At 47.8% G+C, this 16,198-nt stretch carries 17 protein-coding genes and 1 tRNA gene; 6 read left to right on the forward strand and 12 right to left on the reverse strand.

Annotated elements, in window-relative coordinates; translation table 11 throughout:
- The first annotated feature begins 22 nt into the window (after positions 1-22).
- The gene (locus tag A3842_RS16880) at positions 23-487 is read left to right on the forward strand and encodes an ASCH domain-containing protein (RefSeq protein WP_074102162.1); all 465 of its coding nucleotides are present in this window, start codon (positions 23-25) and stop codon (positions 485-487) included.
- 144 nt (positions 488-631) lie between these two features.
- On the opposite strand, the gene A3842_RS32580 is transcribed toward A3842_RS16880, so the two are convergent.
- From A3842_RS32580 to A3842_RS16895, 4 genes are all read right to left on the reverse strand, one after another.
- Positions 632-784: a hypothetical protein gene (locus A3842_RS32580; protein ID WP_167374755.1), complete on the reverse strand. Its 153-nt coding sequence runs from the start codon at positions 782-784 to the stop codon at positions 632-634.
- 201 nt (positions 785-985) lie between these two features.
- Positions 986-1,603 carry an NUDIX hydrolase gene (locus A3842_RS16885; protein WP_074085823.1) on the reverse strand — a complete coding sequence of 206 codons (618 nt, stop codon included), beginning with the start codon at positions 1,601-1,603 and terminating at the stop codon, positions 986-988.
- 41 nt (positions 1,604-1,644) lie between these two features.
- A complete protein-coding gene (locus A3842_RS16890; RefSeq protein ID WP_074102154.1) occupies positions 1,645-2,598 on the reverse strand; it encodes a TRM11 family SAM-dependent methyltransferase in 954 nt (317 codons plus the stop codon).
- Between the two features lie 46 nt (positions 2,599-2,644).
- Positions 2,645-3,088, reverse strand: coding sequence for a winged helix-turn-helix transcriptional regulator (locus tag A3842_RS16895; protein WP_256701735.1), 444 nt, complete (start codon positions 3,086-3,088; stop codon positions 2,645-2,647).
- Positions 3,089-3,605: 517 nt separating this feature from the next.
- On the opposite strand from A3842_RS16895, the gene A3842_RS16900 reads away from it, so the two are divergent.
- Positions 3,606-4,961, forward strand: a complete 1,356-nt coding sequence (locus A3842_RS16900) for a dipeptidase (RefSeq protein WP_074085826.1) — start codon at positions 3,606-3,608, stop codon at positions 4,959-4,961.
- 173 nt (positions 4,962-5,134) lie between these two features.
- Here the strand turns inward: A3842_RS16900 and A3842_RS16905 are convergent.
- The 3 genes from A3842_RS16905 to A3842_RS16915 form a co-directional block, all read right to left on the reverse strand.
- Positions 5,135-5,208: transfer RNA gene (locus A3842_RS16905), tRNA-Gly, on the reverse strand.
- 73 nt (positions 5,209-5,281) lie between these two features.
- Positions 5,282-7,405: a putative bifunctional diguanylate cyclase/phosphodiesterase gene (locus tag A3842_RS16910; protein ID WP_074102155.1), complete on the reverse strand. Its 2,124-nt coding sequence runs from the start codon at positions 7,403-7,405 to the stop codon at positions 5,282-5,284.
- A gap of 176 nt (positions 7,406-7,581) precedes the next feature.
- Complete coding sequence (locus A3842_RS16915; RefSeq protein WP_074085828.1) at positions 7,582-8,544, reverse strand: aldolase catalytic domain-containing protein; 963 nt, start codon at positions 8,542-8,544, stop codon at positions 7,582-7,584.
- A gap of 239 nt (positions 8,545-8,783) precedes the next feature.
- On the opposite strand from A3842_RS16915, the gene A3842_RS16920 reads away from it, so the two are divergent.
- From A3842_RS16920 to A3842_RS32585, 4 genes are all read left to right on the forward strand, one after another.
- The gene (locus A3842_RS16920) at positions 8,784-9,026 is read left to right on the forward strand and encodes a FeoA family protein (protein ID WP_074085829.1); all 243 of its coding nucleotides are present in this window, start codon (positions 8,784-8,786) and stop codon (positions 9,024-9,026) included.
- A complete protein-coding gene (gene feoB, locus A3842_RS16925; protein WP_074102156.1) occupies positions 9,023-11,035 on the forward strand; it encodes a ferrous iron transport protein B in 2,013 nt (670 codons plus the stop codon). The genes A3842_RS16920 and feoB overlap by 4 nt, the downstream gene beginning before the upstream one ends.
- Before the next feature lie 45 nt (positions 11,036-11,080).
- Positions 11,081-11,275 carry a FeoB-associated Cys-rich membrane protein gene (locus tag A3842_RS16930; RefSeq protein WP_074085831.1) on the forward strand — a complete coding sequence of 65 codons (195 nt, stop codon included), beginning with the start codon at positions 11,081-11,083 and terminating at the stop codon, positions 11,273-11,275.
- Positions 11,276-11,370: 95 nt separating this feature from the next.
- A complete protein-coding gene (locus A3842_RS32585; protein ID WP_167374757.1) occupies positions 11,371-11,508 on the forward strand; it encodes a hypothetical protein in 138 nt (45 codons plus the stop codon).
- Between the two features lie 145 nt (positions 11,509-11,653).
- Here A3842_RS32585 and A3842_RS16935 read toward each other — a convergent pair whose 3' ends face one another.
- From A3842_RS16935 to A3842_RS32955, 5 genes are all read right to left on the reverse strand, one after another.
- A complete protein-coding gene (locus A3842_RS16935; RefSeq protein ID WP_256701736.1) occupies positions 11,654-13,219 on the reverse strand; it encodes a leucyl aminopeptidase in 1,566 nt (521 codons plus the stop codon).
- A 112-nt stretch (positions 13,220-13,331) separates the two neighbouring features.
- Entirely contained in the window at positions 13,332-14,435 is a 1,104-nt protein-coding gene (locus A3842_RS16940) for an ATP-binding protein (protein WP_074102157.1), read from the reverse strand.
- A 345-nt stretch (positions 14,436-14,780) separates the two neighbouring features.
- Positions 14,781-15,188 carry a hypothetical protein gene (locus A3842_RS16945; protein WP_074085833.1) on the reverse strand — a complete coding sequence of 136 codons (408 nt, stop codon included), beginning with the start codon at positions 15,186-15,188 and terminating at the stop codon, positions 14,781-14,783.
- 224 nt (positions 15,189-15,412) lie between these two features.
- On the reverse strand, positions 15,413-15,952 hold the full coding sequence (locus A3842_RS16950) for a peroxiredoxin (RefSeq protein WP_074102158.1): 540 nt from the start codon (positions 15,950-15,952) through the stop codon (positions 15,413-15,415).
- Positions 15,953-15,955: 3 nt separating this feature from the next.
- Positions 15,956-16,198: hypothetical protein (locus A3842_RS32955; RefSeq protein ID WP_218618687.1), on the reverse strand; the 243-nt coding region annotated here is incomplete at its 5' end.

Here is a 16,198-nt window from a genome sequence, read left to right on the forward strand (position 1 = left end):
TAGAGAGAACGTGGTGAAGAACGTGAAGGAAAACCCTATAATCACTGAATACTGGAATGCTTATCTGGAGGAGTATCCTGAAGCGGCAGCGTTGTACGACAGTGCCTGGTCATTTGGGGACAATGCCCGGCTGGCTGATGAGCTGCTTGCACTAGTGCTGAGGGGAGTCAAGACCGGAACGGCCATGAATTATGAGTTGAATGAGGTACGCGGACTGCCTTTGCCTTTTATTGGCGGGCATTCTATCCTGCTGGACAGCCAAGGTGCCCCGCGCGGAATAATCACAACCACAAAATGTGAAATTATCCCCTTTCACGAAGTGACTGCGGAATTTGCCTATTCCGAGGGGGAAGATGACCGAACCCTGGAATCATGGCGGTTTCATCATGAAGCGTATTTTACTAGAGAGATGAAGGCTTATGGTATGACCTTTAATCCAGATATGCGGATAGTCTGCGAGAATTTCGAACTGGCCTTCCGCAAATAAATACAATCGGCGAATCTAGTGAACGGATAATTTATTGTGTGAAACAAATAAATTATATATCAAAAAGGCTGCTTCTTCTTCACGAAGAGGCAGCCTTCATTGTATAGTTTCAATTTGTTAGAAGTAGTAGCCCTGCTGTAAGCTCTAGTGCAAAAAACCCATAACCCAGCCTATAACTGAAATCCATAAAGGAATGCTGATGAGGATGCCCCATACCAAGCCATTGGCAATGTTGCCTTCTGCAGGACGTGTCATGCTCTCCTGCGCAAGCGGAAGTCTCAATTCTTCTTGTTCCATGCGATCCCCTCCTAAAATATCTATCGTCACAGTAGAGGAAAAAATGTAGACCGCCTGGCCCAAAAAGTAAAATTATCGGTGATTTTTTAGATATAAAGGCTCAGCGGATTGGTTTTGCAAAGGCTTACATAATTATCATTAACCAGTTTTTGACTCCATTAAAACTTATATTTTAATTATTCATATATCATATGCATAGTTCTAGTCCAAAATGACCGGTTTTTCGGGATTCCGCAAAAATTGAAACATCGTTCGCAGCTGTTCCTTTGTATTCCGTTCTTCCGACAGCTCCGGCAGCTCGTCCTCGCCAAAAAAGGCCACACCGCTTGTCTCCACGCCTTCAGCCGCTTCACCGCCCGTAATCCGGCAGAGGATAAACATTTTGTAGACGTGGTACGGCTCAGGGGGATGATGATGGAACTTCTTGTCCAGCACTGCCAGCAGACGCACTGCTTCAGCCTTGAAGCCTGACTCCTCCGCAATTTCCTTGACCACGACTTCACTTGGTGAAAGTCCGATATCAGCCCAGCCGCCGGGAAGTGCCCAGTTGCTGTCCAGCTTTTCACGGACCATCAGAATCTTATCCTCACGGAAAATCACGCCGCGCACATCAACTTTAGGTGTAGCATAGCCCTCTTCACTGGCAAAAGCGAGTCTGATCTTCTCCTTGCCTTCATAGGTGTAGTTCGCGAGAATATCCACGCTCAGTTCCCGCAAGGCCTGATAACGTTCAATATCATAGACATCCTTGGCATATGTAAGTCCAGTCTGGGCAATCGCCTGTATCTCCTTGGCCCAGGTTAACCATTTCTGTTCCATAACCGCACCGCCTCCAGTAGATATCGGCATAAAATCACCATTTATTCACAAAGCATCAAATGCCGGGAGAACGCACCTTTCTTCGCTATGCAACGGTCGATAATAGTGAAGCCTGCATCAGCTATCATCTCGTCCACCGCTTCAATGGCGACAATGACAACCCGGTCAGCAATTCGGCGGGTATGGACCAGGATCGCAAGCTGCTCTTCTGGTGTAATCCGCGAATATAAGTTGTAGGGCATATCTACAATCGCTACATCATAATGATCTTCAATGTCCGCGATATCTCCCAGCGTAACAGTGCTGCTGAACCCGAAATGGGCGATATTTGTGCGTGCACCGGCAACAATTTGAGGATTAATGTCACGCCCAACGATATCAATGCCCATTGACAGCGCCTCTACCATTACTGTGCCAATACCGCAGCAAGGGTCTATAGCCCGTACACCGGCAGGATGAGGAATTGCCATATTGACAGCCGCCCGCGCTACACGCGTGCTTAGGGCAATCGAGTAGCTGCGCGGTTTTTTCATCTGACGGAACCACGTTGCCTTATTCTTATGATAGGCTCCGAAGTACCAGCGTCCGCCCAGCGTCACAATACCATACACCAGCTGCGGGTGATTGACATCCGCTTCCCCCTCGATTCGCAGGCCGATTTCCCGCTCGATCACTCTGCGTTCATCATACTCTATTTTTTCCGCCGGGGACAAATCATTTGTCTTCACAAAAATCACCTTGAATGACTGCCCTTGCACTTCTACCTGCTCGGTCTGACTATAGATCTCCGCCAGGCTGTCTCCGGCATACATGACATCAATTCGTTCCTTGATAAACGGGCTGCGGCTGACATCAACTCGAATCCCGCTCTCAAAAATTGCTGCCGGAATCTCCCGGCCAAATAGACACCGCAGCTCCATGCCACATAAGGACTCTTCATCCCCTGTACAGGCGTAGGTATAGATGTAAGTTCTTGTATTTGAATTCACTGACACTCTCTTATTCCGCTCCTATCGTTTCCGCGTCATGCGCAGGTTCTGCCTATTCTACAGCGGGATAACCCGCCAATTCCGTATCTTGATGATCACTGTCGTAGCCGCTGCGTGCTTTAGCTATTTCTCCACGATTCCCGTTCACCCATTCCACCAATGAGGCTAGTGGCTGCAGCAGGGATTCCCCAAGCTTCGTAAGTCCGTATTCAACGGTTAAAGGTACCGTAGGGGTTGCTTTGCGCCAGACCAGTCCATCCCGCTCCAAATGGCGGAGCGTCTGCGTCAGCATGCGCTGGGAGATACCGCCGGATCGCCGCTGAAGCTCTTTGAACCGTAAGGATTCAACCCCCAGATTGACAATGATCAGCACACTCCATTTATCCCCAACCCGGTCTAGAATCTGCCGTGTAATCGTGCAATTTTCCAGCATTGGCAGCTGCCGGATATCCTCCAGCCGATGACTCATTGTATGGTCCAAAATGGTTACCTCCATGTAACTTAAGCAAGTAATTGTGCCTTCTTGCCGCTTAAGCTCATTCAGTCTATCATGGTTACTGAAAGTAATCAACAACCTGAAGGGAACTGATAAAGAATGCCCAAAACAATAGTGATCGTAGGTGCAGGGCCAGGACTCGGTCTGTCCATTGCCAAGAAATTTGGTACAAACGGTTTTCAAGTCGCTTTGCTCCAAAGGGAATCTATGTAGCGCACCTGGCCATAGGCGCATTTATCAAGCCCGGCACCGCTTCCGATCCGGGTCTTATTGCCGATGCCTGGTATGACTTATACACAAATAAGACTCAAGCCGAAGATACTTTTCCTTAAGGTGTTACTCCCGCAACCATCCTCTGGTAGGGATTTCCGATTCCTTTGATCCATCGTGAGTTCTCCAGTATAATGGAGGCATTACACTGCCAAAAAAAGCCTGCGGTGCATTACCTTGAGCTTCAAGTTCAGGGCTTGCACTGCCTGTTTTGCGCAGCGAAACTCCAAGGAGGTACATATACACTATGTCTTACGAAGCTTATTTTCAGACTGAGCGTGAAGCTCAGCTTGCCGAATTGAAAGAATGGCTGACAATCCCCAGCATTTCGGCTCTCTCTACCCACAAGGATGATGTATTGTCCGCAGCACACTGGCTTCTGGACACACTAAAGCGCGCCGGGCTGGAGAATCTTGAGCTTCATCCCACTGCGGGCCACCCTGTGATCTATGCTGATTATCTTCATGCCCCCGGCAAACCAACTATTCTGGTCTACGGCCACTATGATGTGCAGCCGGTCGATCCGCTTAACCTATGGACCACACCGCCATTTGAACCGGAAATCCGTGACGGTAAGCTGTACGCGCGCGGAGCAACCGATGATAAAGGCCAGGTATTCATGCACATCAAAGCCATTGAAGCCATCCTGAAGCAGGAAGGCACCCTCCCGGTCAATATCAAGCTGTGTATTGAAGGTGAAGAAGAGATCGGCAGCGTCAATCTGCCGCCTTTCCTGGAAGCCAGTAAGGACAAGCTGGCAGCGGATGCCGTGCTGGTCTCTGATACCTCCCTGCTGGAACGCGGACGCCCTGCCATCTGCACCGGCCTTCGCGGCCTCTGCTCGCTGGAAGTCACCGTAAACACAGCATTGACCGATCTTCACTCCGGTTCATACGGCGGCGGTGTACCGAATGCGCTTCATGCGCTGGTCTCTTTATTAAGCTCGCTCCATGATGACAAGGGCCGTGTCGCCGTTGAGGGCTTCTATGAGGGTGTCCCTGAGCTATCTCCGCTGCTGCGTGAAGAATTCGCCAAGCAAGGCGTTGATGAAGACAAAATCAGAGCAAGTCTTGGCCTGGAGCAGTTGTATGGCGAAGAGGGCTTTAGCTTCGTGGAGCGGGTTGGTGCCCGGCCAACGCTTGAACTGAACGGTATCTACGGCGGATTCCAGGGTGAAGGCAGCAAGACCGTTATCCCTAAAGAAGCCCACGCCAAAATCACCTGCCGCCTTGTCGGTAACCAGGACCCCCAGCATATTCTGGATGCTGTCGAAGCTCACCTTATTGCCAATATCCAGGCGGGGGCGAAGGTCCAGGTGAAGCAAATGGAGAAAGCCCGCGCCTTCAACATTGACCCTTCCCATTCAATCCTGCAGACGGCGGCTGATGCCTACGGCAAAGTATACGGCACCCGCGCTCTCTTCACCAAAGACGGCGGGTCTATACCGATCATGGAAAGCTTCTCACGCATTCTAAAAGCACCGGTAGTGCTGATGGGTTTTGGTCTGGATGACGAGAACCTCCACGCTCCGGATGAGCACTTCAACCTCGAGAACTTCGATAAAGGCCTGCTGACCATTGTCGAATTCCTGAAGACCGTCTAAGCGCGCCCAGCCGGTATGCTAAAAGCCAGGGTTTCCAGCATTTCGCGGAGACCCTGGCTTTCTATTTTGATGTGCCCTATTTCCCGCTCTACCGGTATGAAGCAGACAAACGTTTACCGAAAAATACGCAAATAAAAAACCCTTGCATAACAAGGATTTCGGAGTTTAAAAGTTGGAGCGGGTGATGGGAATCGAACCCACGCTATCAGCTTGGAAGGCTGAAGTTCTACCATTGAACTACACCCGCATTGGGTAGTGAAGACAAAAGATATTGTATCATTCCCAAGAATAAAATGCAACCCTTCGGATTCGTTTACTTGTTAAGAGGGCATTCCCAGTGAGGACTTTAGAAAAAACATTTCGAATTCGGCAGCCTTAACCGGTTTGCTGAACAGATAACCTTGTGCCTCATGGCAATGCTGCTGGCGTAAGAATTGCAGCTGCTCCTTATTCTCCACACCTTCCGCTGTTACTTTCAGTTTTAAGTGATGAGCCATAGACGTTATAGTCGATACAATAGCTGCATTGTTACTGTCCTCCATAACTTCTGACACGAAGGATCGGTCGATCTTCAGCCGGTCAATCGGCATATCCTTCAGATAATGCAAGGAACTGTATCCGGTCCCGAAATCATCAATACTGATAAAAACTCCAAGTCTCTTCAAGCGGTTCAATTGATCGAATGCAGTTTCTTTGTCTAATGTCATACTCTCTGTAATCTCCAGATCAACATAACACGGGTCGAGCCCGATGTCCTTTAGAATGGCATCGATTTTACCCGCCAGATTCGGCTGCAAAAATTGGCGCATGGACAGGTTAATCGAGACACAAATCGGCCGGTATCCGGCGTTCTGCCAGCTTTTATTCTGCAGGCATGCTGTTTTTAGAACCCATTCCCCGATTGGAACAATCAGTCCACTCTCTTCGGCAATAGGAATAAAGTCCACTGGAGATACCAGTCCCCGCTTCGGATGATCCCATCGCAGCAGTGCTTCCATGCCCACAATTTCTTCCGAATCGAGCTGAACTTGCGGTTGATATACCAAGTAGAACTCGTCCCGCTCCAGTGCCCGGCGCAGATCATTCTCCAGCTTCAGACGTTCCTTCGCTTTCATCTGCATAGCAGGTATGTACCGGCGGATTTCAACCCCCTGGTCCTTGGCATTGTGCACAGCAGTATCTGCATTCTGAATCAGCTGTTCTGCCGTATCTCCGTCACCAGGGTAAATACTCATGCCCAGACTGAGTGAAATATGGTATTCTCCTGACTCCAGCTGTACAGGCGTTTCGAATAGCTTCAAAAGTTCACCCGCCCGAATCAGGCAATTCTCTACGCCAGTCCGGTCGTACATCAGAAAAGCAAATTCATCCGCTCCCATGCTGTACAGCTCTTCATTCAACTTCACATCATTTCCAATGCGCTTCGAGACCAGTTGAAGCAAAAGATCCCCGGCATAATGGCCGAGAGAGTCGTTGATATTCTTAAAATGGTTAATATTCATAATCACTAGTGCAGCGAATCCGCGGCTTTTATCCCGTTCACCTTGAATCACGATTTCTTCCATTCGCTGCATAAGGCGGCGTCTATTCGGCAGTCCTGTCAGGTCATCGTGGTATGCCAAATAGTTAATCCGGGCTTCAGCCTGCTCATTTTCTTGAAAAGGCTCTTCGATCGTAAGCCGGTATACTCCCTTCAACAGAAGGTAATAGGCGACTCCACTGCTAAGCATGCCAAACAAGTAATCCATTTTCCCTACGCTCAGCGGATTCATAAAGAATACCTGTCCGAGAGCAAAAAAGATCAATGAGCGGATAATAATCAGAATGGAAGCCGACTTGTCTGCTTTGCCAGGGTATACAATAAGCACCACCGCAAGCAGGTATACAAAAAGAACAACCAAATCCGTTAAATGCTGCAGTCCTGAGACCCATGAATAACCCGATATCCACGGAGTCAGCATGTAGCCAAAAATAAATACAGCCAAAGCCACCAGGATCATCACAAAGGAAACCCGGAATACCTTATGCTTATCTTCAACTGCTACCGGCTTATCTGCCCTGCTGAAAATGAATAAAATCCCCAGCGCACTGGCTAAACGGGAAAAGGTGAGCAACCATAGGGATTGTTCTGCATTTATATAGGAAGATATTGCAGGAATGCCTGCAAAGCTTAGCGTATGCAAAAAGTCTAAAATGCAGACACCCAAAAAAAGAGCAGAAGTGTGCAGTCTTGCTTTGGATAGCCGGTTAGCAAAGAACAGCCAGCCCTGGGCAAAAATCGCAAATGCGAAGGCCACATTGCAGCAGCCAATGATAAGATAGAGTGCAGACAGCATATCTTTATCTTCTATATTCCCAAGCGGCGTCCGAAAAATTTGAATCAGAAGGAACAGTACGGCCCCTATAATCGCCGCATGAATGGTCTTTTTCTCTTCTTGTCTCATAGGTCCCTCGCGTCTGAAATTGATATCTATAATAAGTGAATGGATATATTTATGTCCTATGTATAAATATCGGTTTGATAGCTCCTTAAAGTTACATTCAGCTTCTTATAAAACAAATAAAACAAATAAAAAAGCACTTCCCCCTGTTGAAGAGTTCAGTGCTCCTTATGAAGCCTTTATTTATCTCCAAAATTCACTTCAGGCGTGGTCAGCTTGTCATAGAATTCAACGGCTTTGTCTTTCTGTTCAGATGCACGCAATGCCATTGCAGAACGCGGATGCTCATCCAGTGTTCCCGTAATCATGTACGGAATGATATAACCCCATTCTTCCTTCTCACGAAGAGGAATCATCAGTCGTTCAACAATATCGATTACAGGACGGAGCGTGTATTTCGTATTCTTCAAATGGGTAACCAGCAGTTCGGTTGGGCAGTTGCCCGCAGCACGTCCCATCCCGTAGCAGGAAGCATCCAGCAGTTCTACACCCTTGTCGGCAGCTACTAGTGTATTAGAGAAAGCCAACTGCAGATTATTATGGGTATGTACGCCCAAACGCTTATTTGGCAGATGAGTCTGGAACTTCTCCACCAGATAATGAACGTCTTTATGGTCAAGGCTTCCGTATGAATCTACAATATACACAACATCTACAACACTCTCGCGAATCTGTTCAAAAGCCTCCAGCAATTCGTTCTCCATAACATTCGACAAAGCCATAATATTAATGGTAGTCTCATAACCTAGATCATGGAACGTTTGCACCAGCTGCAGGGCCTTGTCCACATCTTTGCTGTAGCAGGCTACACGGATCAGATCCAGCATACTTTCACTGCGGGGTAAAATATCATTCTCGTCCACCCGCCCAATATCCACAAGTGCAGAGAGCTTGGTATGGCCCTTCTGCGGGATAACTTTTCTAAGAAAATCATCATTCAAAAAACGCCAAGGCCCAGCCCCCTCAGCTCCCTTAAGCAGCTTGGGCGAATTCTTATACCCGATTTCCATATAATCAACACCGGCTTCATTCAGACCGGCATACAGATTTTGAACAAATTCAACACTGAAATCCCAATTATTTACCAGCCCTCCATCACGGATGGTGCAGTCGACAATTTTGCTCTGATTACTCTTGACCATTGTGTTTCTCCCTTCAACTATAACCTTCATTTTCCCGCCAGGACAGACTTCCTGTGCAGTTATTATCGTTCAATCATACTGAGCGAAGAAACAATTGTAAAGAAAATTTCAGATTATCCACATAACCCTTATTACCGGGGTTGCGCAATGACAAATATCACTGTAAAATGTCACCTAAAATGCTACAGTACAAGAAAACAATTGAGATTGATTATCAATCTCTCTCAGGGGGATTACAAATGGCTTCTACATCCTGCTCCTTACTGCGCTTAGAACCGGGCTCCATGGGCTCCATCCAAAGAATTGAAGGAATGAATCCCATCTTGCGGCGCCGCTTGGCTGATCTCGGGGTGTCTGAAGGCGTTATGATCCGTCTGAAAGGAAAAGGGCCTTTTCTTGGTCCCATTACCTTGGAATGCAACGGTCAACTATTCGCCATCCGCCGGAAGGAAGCCTCCATGATCGAGGTGAATGTCTCATGAGTTCAATAGCACTCGTAGGGAATCCTAATACTGGTAAAACTTCGCTTTTCAATACATTGACCTCTTCCTATGAATATGTGGGTAACTGGGCGGGGGTAACGGTAGAGAAAAAGGTCGGAAGCCTGAAGAATGGTGCCGGCAAGCTGATAGATCTTCCAGGCATATATTCACTGCACCCGCTCTCCCGTGATGAGGGTGTGGCCACGCAATATCTGACCGAGGAATCCCCGGAAGCCCTCATTAATATCGTTGACGCCTCCCAGCTTGAACGGAACCTGCTACTCACACTTCAATTGCTTGAATACGGCAAACCTACTGTCCTGGGACTCAACATGATGGATGTGGCTAAAGCGCGCGGCATCTCGGTCAATCCTGAAGTGCTCCAATCACGCCTTGGTATTACCGTCCTCCCGCTGATTGCCAGAACCGGCAAAGGCAGCGGACAAGTACTTAGCGTTCTGGAGAAAACCTCGGCTATTCCCCGGGTAACCTTCAAACTGGATTATGGTGAATTGGCCGAGGAAGCCATCGCTTCTATTGAAAAAGAATTACAGGCTATTCAGGGTCTGCCGAATCTGCGCTGGATTGCACTTCAATTAATGGAGCAGAATCCGGTGGTTCTAGAACTGCTCAAAAAGCGCGTAGATACTTCACGACTTATGGCCATCTGCGACAGCTGTCAGAGTGAACTGCAGAGCCGCAAGCTGGCATTGACGCTGCCTCAATGGATTCGTTCAGTGCGTATGGACTTTATCCGCTCTCTATGTGCAGCTGCAATGGATACTACGCTTATCAAACCGCATAATTTGACCGAACGGCTGGATGCTGTCCTGACTCACCGTTTCCTCGGCCTCCCTCTGTTCATCATCTTCATGTACGCCATGTTCAAGACAACCTTTGACTGGATCGGCGGTCCTTTGTCTGATATGGTGGATGGCTTTATTTCCGGCCCGCTCAGCGATGGAGCGAATTCACTCCTTCAGACGATTGGTGCATCAGGATTTACACATGCGCTTATCGTGGACGGAATCATTGGCGGGGTTGGTGGCGTAGTAGTATTCGTCCCGCAGATTTTCATTCTGTTCCTGATGATTTCTTTTCTTGAGGACTCCGGTTATATGGCTCGTGTCTGCCTGCTAATGGACAGTACGATGGAGCGCATGGGCCTTAACGGTAAAGCCTTTATTCCTTTTATTATCGGATTCGGCTGTAATGTACCTGCGATTATGGCTGCACGCAGTATCGAACAGCCTAAAGACCGCATGCTGACCACACTCCTTCTGCCGCTTATGTCCTGTTCTGCCCGGCTGCCGGTATATCTGCTGTTCGCAGCAGTATTCTTCCCTGCCCAACAGGCCACTGTAGTACTCACGATGTATGTGCTGGGTGTGGTGTTCGCACTTATTTTGTGCAAATTGTTCTCAAAATATCTGTTCAAAAATGAATCCTCCGTTTTCATCATTGAGCTGCCTCCTTACCGGATGCCGCAAATGAAGACCCTTGGACGCAGCACGTGGGAAAAAGGTAAGGGGTTTCTGCGCAAAGCCGGTACGATTATTCTCGCCGGTTCAGTTATCATCTGGCTGATGTCCTACGCCGGTCCTTCCGGACTGAATGTGGACATGGACAACAGTTTCCTGGCTAAGTTTGGCGGAATGATTGCGCCGCTGCTGCATCCGCTTGGATTTGGCACATGGCAGGCCGGTTCCACCCTGGTTCCAGGTTTCCTGGCCAAAGAGGTGGTGGTGTCCACCATGAATATTATCTACCATGCCTCGGATGCCGCCGGACTGGAAGGCCAAATCTCGCAGGTGTTCACACCGCTTAGCTCAGTCAGCTTCATGGCCTTTATCCTGCTCTACACTCCTTGTCTGGCTACTGTGGGGGTAATTAAGAAAGAGACAGCTTCATGGAAATGGACCTTTTTCTCCATAGGCTACTCTGTTGCGCTGGCGTATATTGTTGCACTGGTCATTTTTCAAGGCGGCAGCTTACTCGGATTGTCTTAATGCCTGGTTAACCAAGAGTAATTTAAGCGAAAGCGGGGAACAGCAATGATTATTAATATACTAATTGTAGCGCTTGTATTTGGTTACTCCGGTTGGATGATCTACCGTCACGTACAGAAGGGCAAACAGGGCGCTTGCGCCGGCTGTGATAAAAGCAAAACCTGCGCAGCCGCTTCATCCGATTCTCCTTTCTCCTGCAGCGGAGGACCTGTAGATACCAAACATTCAGCCAAGGCTTGACCAGCCAATGCAAGCAGATTCGTTTAGGATCCCTGGGATGCGGGTATGTTACTAATAAGCAATTACAGCCAGACCAACCCAAGGAGGGAATACACATGAATACCAAAAAGACGTTATGGACTACAGCAGCACTTGGAGCAGCCTACCTGCTCAGAAACAAGGATGCGCGTAACAAGGTCATGAATGGCATTCAATCGATAACTTCCCAGATGAGAGCCAAAAAGAACATCTAGCCGGAACGTTAGAACAGATTGGACAACGCTTATAGGTTATTATAGCTACCCTGCAGAATAGGCGAATTCTTATATCTTTGCCAAAAGCCGCAAGACCTTGAAATAGAGGTCTCGCGGCTTTTGGTTGTAATCGATTTGGAAATGGCTAGCCTTCGACTGTATTTCTAGAACGTTCTTCTTCGCAGGGGCTTAAATGAAGTAAATATTGTAAAAGCGTGCGCACCATTACCCCCGTTGCTCCCTTAGGATTCACTCCGCGTTCCTTGGACAGAAATGCCGTTCCGGCAATGTCCAGATGAATCCATGGCAGACCCTCTGCGAACTCGCCGATGAACAATCCTGCCGTTGTGGCTCCGCCGTATCTCCCGGCCGCATTGCGGATATCAGCCACCTCGCTCCGCAGCATTTCCCGGAACTCGGGATACACCGGCAGCTTCCAGATCCTCTCTCCAGCTCTAATCGAAGCCCTCTCTAATTCCTCCATCATTGCCTCGTTATTGGTTACAGCACCTGTTGCAAGGTCACCCAGAACCGATAGTACAGCACCTGTCAGGGTCGCTACATCGATAATCCGCTCTGCTCCCCACTCCCGGGAATAGGTAAGTGCATCCGCCAGTATAATTCGGCCTTCCGCATCGGTATTTAATATTTCAATGGTTCGTCCGCTCAGGGAGGTAACGATATCTCCCGGTTTGAAGGCATTTGGTGCAGGCATGTTCTCAGCGGAAGGAATAACCATTACCACGTTAATCCGTGGACGCAGCGTGCCCAGCGCATCCATGACCCCGAGCACCGCTGCTGCTCCACCCATATCGCTGATCATGTCTTCCATGCCTGGCGCTCTTTTCAGGGAAATACCACCGGTGTCAAACGTAACGCCTTTGCCGATAATTGCTGTAACATCCTCCCATTGGTTAGTCCCCTGGTAACGGATTACGATCATCCGTGGTGGATGCACGCTTCCTTTGCCGACCGCAAGCAGGCCTCCCATACCTTTTTGTTCGATCTCCTGTTCATCAAGTACTTCTGCAGGGAATCCGTGCCGCTCAGCAATTTCTATCGCGGCCCTTGCAAGTGTTGAAGGTGTCAGCAGATTCCCCGGAAGATTGGTAAGATGGCGTGCCAAACAGGTCGCTTCACCAAATGCCTTTCCCTGCTTAATCCCTTGTATCCATTGATCAGTCTCTACGGTCTCCGCTATCCGTTCCATATGCAGTACAACAGACTCAAGACCGGTGTAGACTGGCTGTTCCCGCTTGTAATGCATCCGAAGGTATCCACCTAGAATAATACCCTCCACGAGCGCTTGGCTGGCCTCATCAGCTCCAATAGCAGTCAGCAGACTTAAGGTGTCAGGCACCTGAATAAGAAGCCTGCCAGCCTTCAGCTTGAGTGCAGCGCGAGCTGCTTGAGCAGCTAGAAGACGAAGTTCCTCTGCTTGAAGAAGGCCGCTTCCGCTTCCGGCCAGAATGACAACAGGTAACTCAGGCATTCCTTCTACGGGGATAGCATAGGTTTGGTTCAGCTTGCCGGCGAATAATCCGGCTTTAGCCAGCATACTTATTTGTCTGGACCATTCAGCAGCCTTATTGCCACCTTCACATTCAGCCTCAGATATAACGATGCATAAGGCATCACCCTGTAGTGACTTTGACGGACTGCCGCTGCTCCAATGAATATCGATAAGAATCCCTCCTCGCCAATAGCCCAATGATGTTTTCCTCCACCATAACACAGCGAGGCTGATTCCTACACAGACTTGCTGCGCAGGAATCAGCCTCTCATGAATCTAATTCACCTAAATATACAGATGTGATATTGAATTACTGAATCAGCGGCAGCGAAATGACAAATCGCGTGCCCTCGTTAAGCCGGCTGCTGACTGAAATGCATCCCCCATGGTTCTTGATAATCCGGTCACTGACGGACAAACCAAGTCCAGTCCCGTTTTCCTTCGTGGTGAAAAAAGGATTGAACAACCTGTCCAAGGTGCAGATATCCATCCCTTTGCCATTATCAGAGATAAAGATACGAACCTCTGCACCTTCCCTGCGTGCCCCCAGCTCGATCCTGCCCATAGCGTCATCCACTTTTTCAGTAATTGCTTCCATCGCATTTCTTATCATATTGAGAACGACCTGCTTCATCTGTTTGATATCGCCGGAGATGATCATATCCTCCTGAAACGGCTGAAGCTGGATCTCACAGCCTTTCATTAATGCTTCACTTTCGGTAAGCAGGACAACTTCCTTAAGCAGCCCCGACACAGAAATCATGGCTACCTGAGGCACTGAAGGTTTGGAGGACATAAGAAATTCGTGAATAATATCATTGGCCCGATCAATCTCCGCTAATATGATCTTGGCGTATTCCTCCTTGCCCAGCTGATGAAGATGGGGATGAAGTAATTGTATAAAACCGCGGATCGCTGTAAGCGGATTACGGATTTCATGAGCAATCGAAGCTGACAATTTGCCCAGCATCACCAGACTGTCGTTCTGATATGCTGTTTGCTCAATCAGCTTGTAGTCGGAGATTTCCTTGAACGTGAACAGATAGCAGCCTTTCATTTGTTCGCCACTGCATAAAGTTACTTTCCAATACCGGCCGTATTCATCTACAAACTCATAGCTTGGCTTACCTTTTTTCATGATTTCACGATATCCGCGCAATACCTGTTTCTTCTTGAACCGGTTCATCTGGATATTAGACAATAAATGAATCATAGTGCAGCCCAACAGCGAATGTCTGCTCAGTCCCAGAATAGCATACATTTGCTTGTTCACAAATGTTAGTACTCCTTCTTCATCAAAAAGCATGATTCCGCTGTCCATTTGCTCGAGTACATCCTCATATGTAGTAGTCATCGGCCCAGTTTGAAACGTTCTTGCTGGCAGAAGCAAGCTTTCCTGATATTGGCTTATCACGATACGAAGTTCCCCCTTTTACTGCATTTGACGAAGACGCTTAAGCGACATCAAATTACTATGTATATGAGTATATGACGAAGCCGCCAGAACATTCGGAAATCGTATTATATTATCCAACCGTTTCAACTATATTCCAATCATATCCAAGAGAAGCAGACAACGCAATCAGAGAAACTGTCGAATTGCAAAATTATTCCTAAAATGATTCTAAAGACACACTTATTCCTATTGTGAAACCAGTTTCCCTCCTCTTTTAGTTAAACTGACTGCAAAAAGAGCCCCCGCTATCGCGAAGGCTCTGGATCTACATATCAGGCTGCTCCAACAAACAGTCTGTTTCTTTCAGGCTTTTTGCTGCAAGCGGTGGCGCCGCTGACTCATAACAGCCAGACGTTTCTTAAGCTCCCGCTCCCATTTGGTATCTTCGATCTGCTTGGCTACGGCCAGCAGGTCAAGGGCCATATCAATCTGGCTGCGCACGATGTGCAGCGGATCTTCACTCTCTACATTGATGACATTCTCGAAAATAGCTTCCTCGTCTTCCATCACATAATCCTGGAAATCAACATCTGTGACACCGTCTCCATGGGCATATTCGGCCAAGATTTCATATTCATTTTCAACTTTATAATGTACCTCTACCCGATGGCAGACCGGGCAAAAAAGCAGGGGAACATTATGGACTTGCGTGCGATAATGCTTTAGGGTTCCCTTCGTTCCAACCATACTCGCTCCACAGCAAAAGCTCATTTTTGTTCACCCTCCTTGGTATTTACATTGATTTAATATTATATTACACAATGGCGGCGGAGATTCCTCGCCTTGAAGCTATAAATTAACCTTTGCGCCCATTTTCAAACGGGAGTTCCGTTGCCTATGGGCTATTTGGTGCAAAAAACCCCCTCGCCGGAAATTACTCCCGCAAGGAGGTTTTTCTAAATATCTCAAAGATCAGTGCTTAACTGAGCCCTTGCTTACAGGTTCTTGTCGCCGGGTTTCCAGTTCATGGCGCACAATCCGCCTGATTGCAAAGCTTGCAGAACACGGAGAGTTTCTTCTACACTGCGGCCTACATCATTGTGGTTAACTACCTGATACTTCAGTTCACCGTCAGGATCGATGATGAACAAGCCGCGCAGTGCGATCCCTTCTTCTTCAATCAGGATGCCATAATCACTGGCAACCTTCTTAGTGATATCAGATGCCAGCGGAAAGTTGATGGGTCCAAGACCGTTCGAATCCTTAGGTGTAGTGATCCAAGCCTTGTGGCTGTGTACCGAATCGATACTTACACCAAGAATTTCGGTATCAAGTGCCGCGAAATCAGCTGCAGCATCGCTTAATGCTGTGATTTCTGTAGGACATACAAAGGTGAAATCAAGCGGATAAAAGAAGAATACAAGCCATTTGCCGCGATAGTCGGACAAGCTAACCTTACCGAAATCTTTACCGTCGCCCGTTACGGTTTCCATTGTAAAATCTGGGGCTGGTTTACCTACCAAACGTTCTGCCATTGCTTAAATCCTCCTTTGAGTATGTAAGAAAAACAATTGTTGAAATCCACTTCCAGTGCAATATGCTTTTCTTGATTGGATGAGTTGGTGAATACTTGTTGCTATAGACCAAATGGTATCATCGTACAAAATTAAAGTCAATATTACAGTCATTACTTTTTTATAATTATTATAAATAAGCAATTTTCTGTGAAGTTTTTTGTTTTTCTGCTTCAAAAGGAGAACAGCTGGATTACATCCTAGGCT

The organism is Paenibacillus sp. P3E, from assembly GCF_001909045.1.
In the GTDB taxonomy this organism is placed as follows: Bacteria; Bacillota; Bacilli; order Paenibacillales; family Paenibacillaceae; genus Paenibacillus_AQ; species Paenibacillus_AQ helianthi.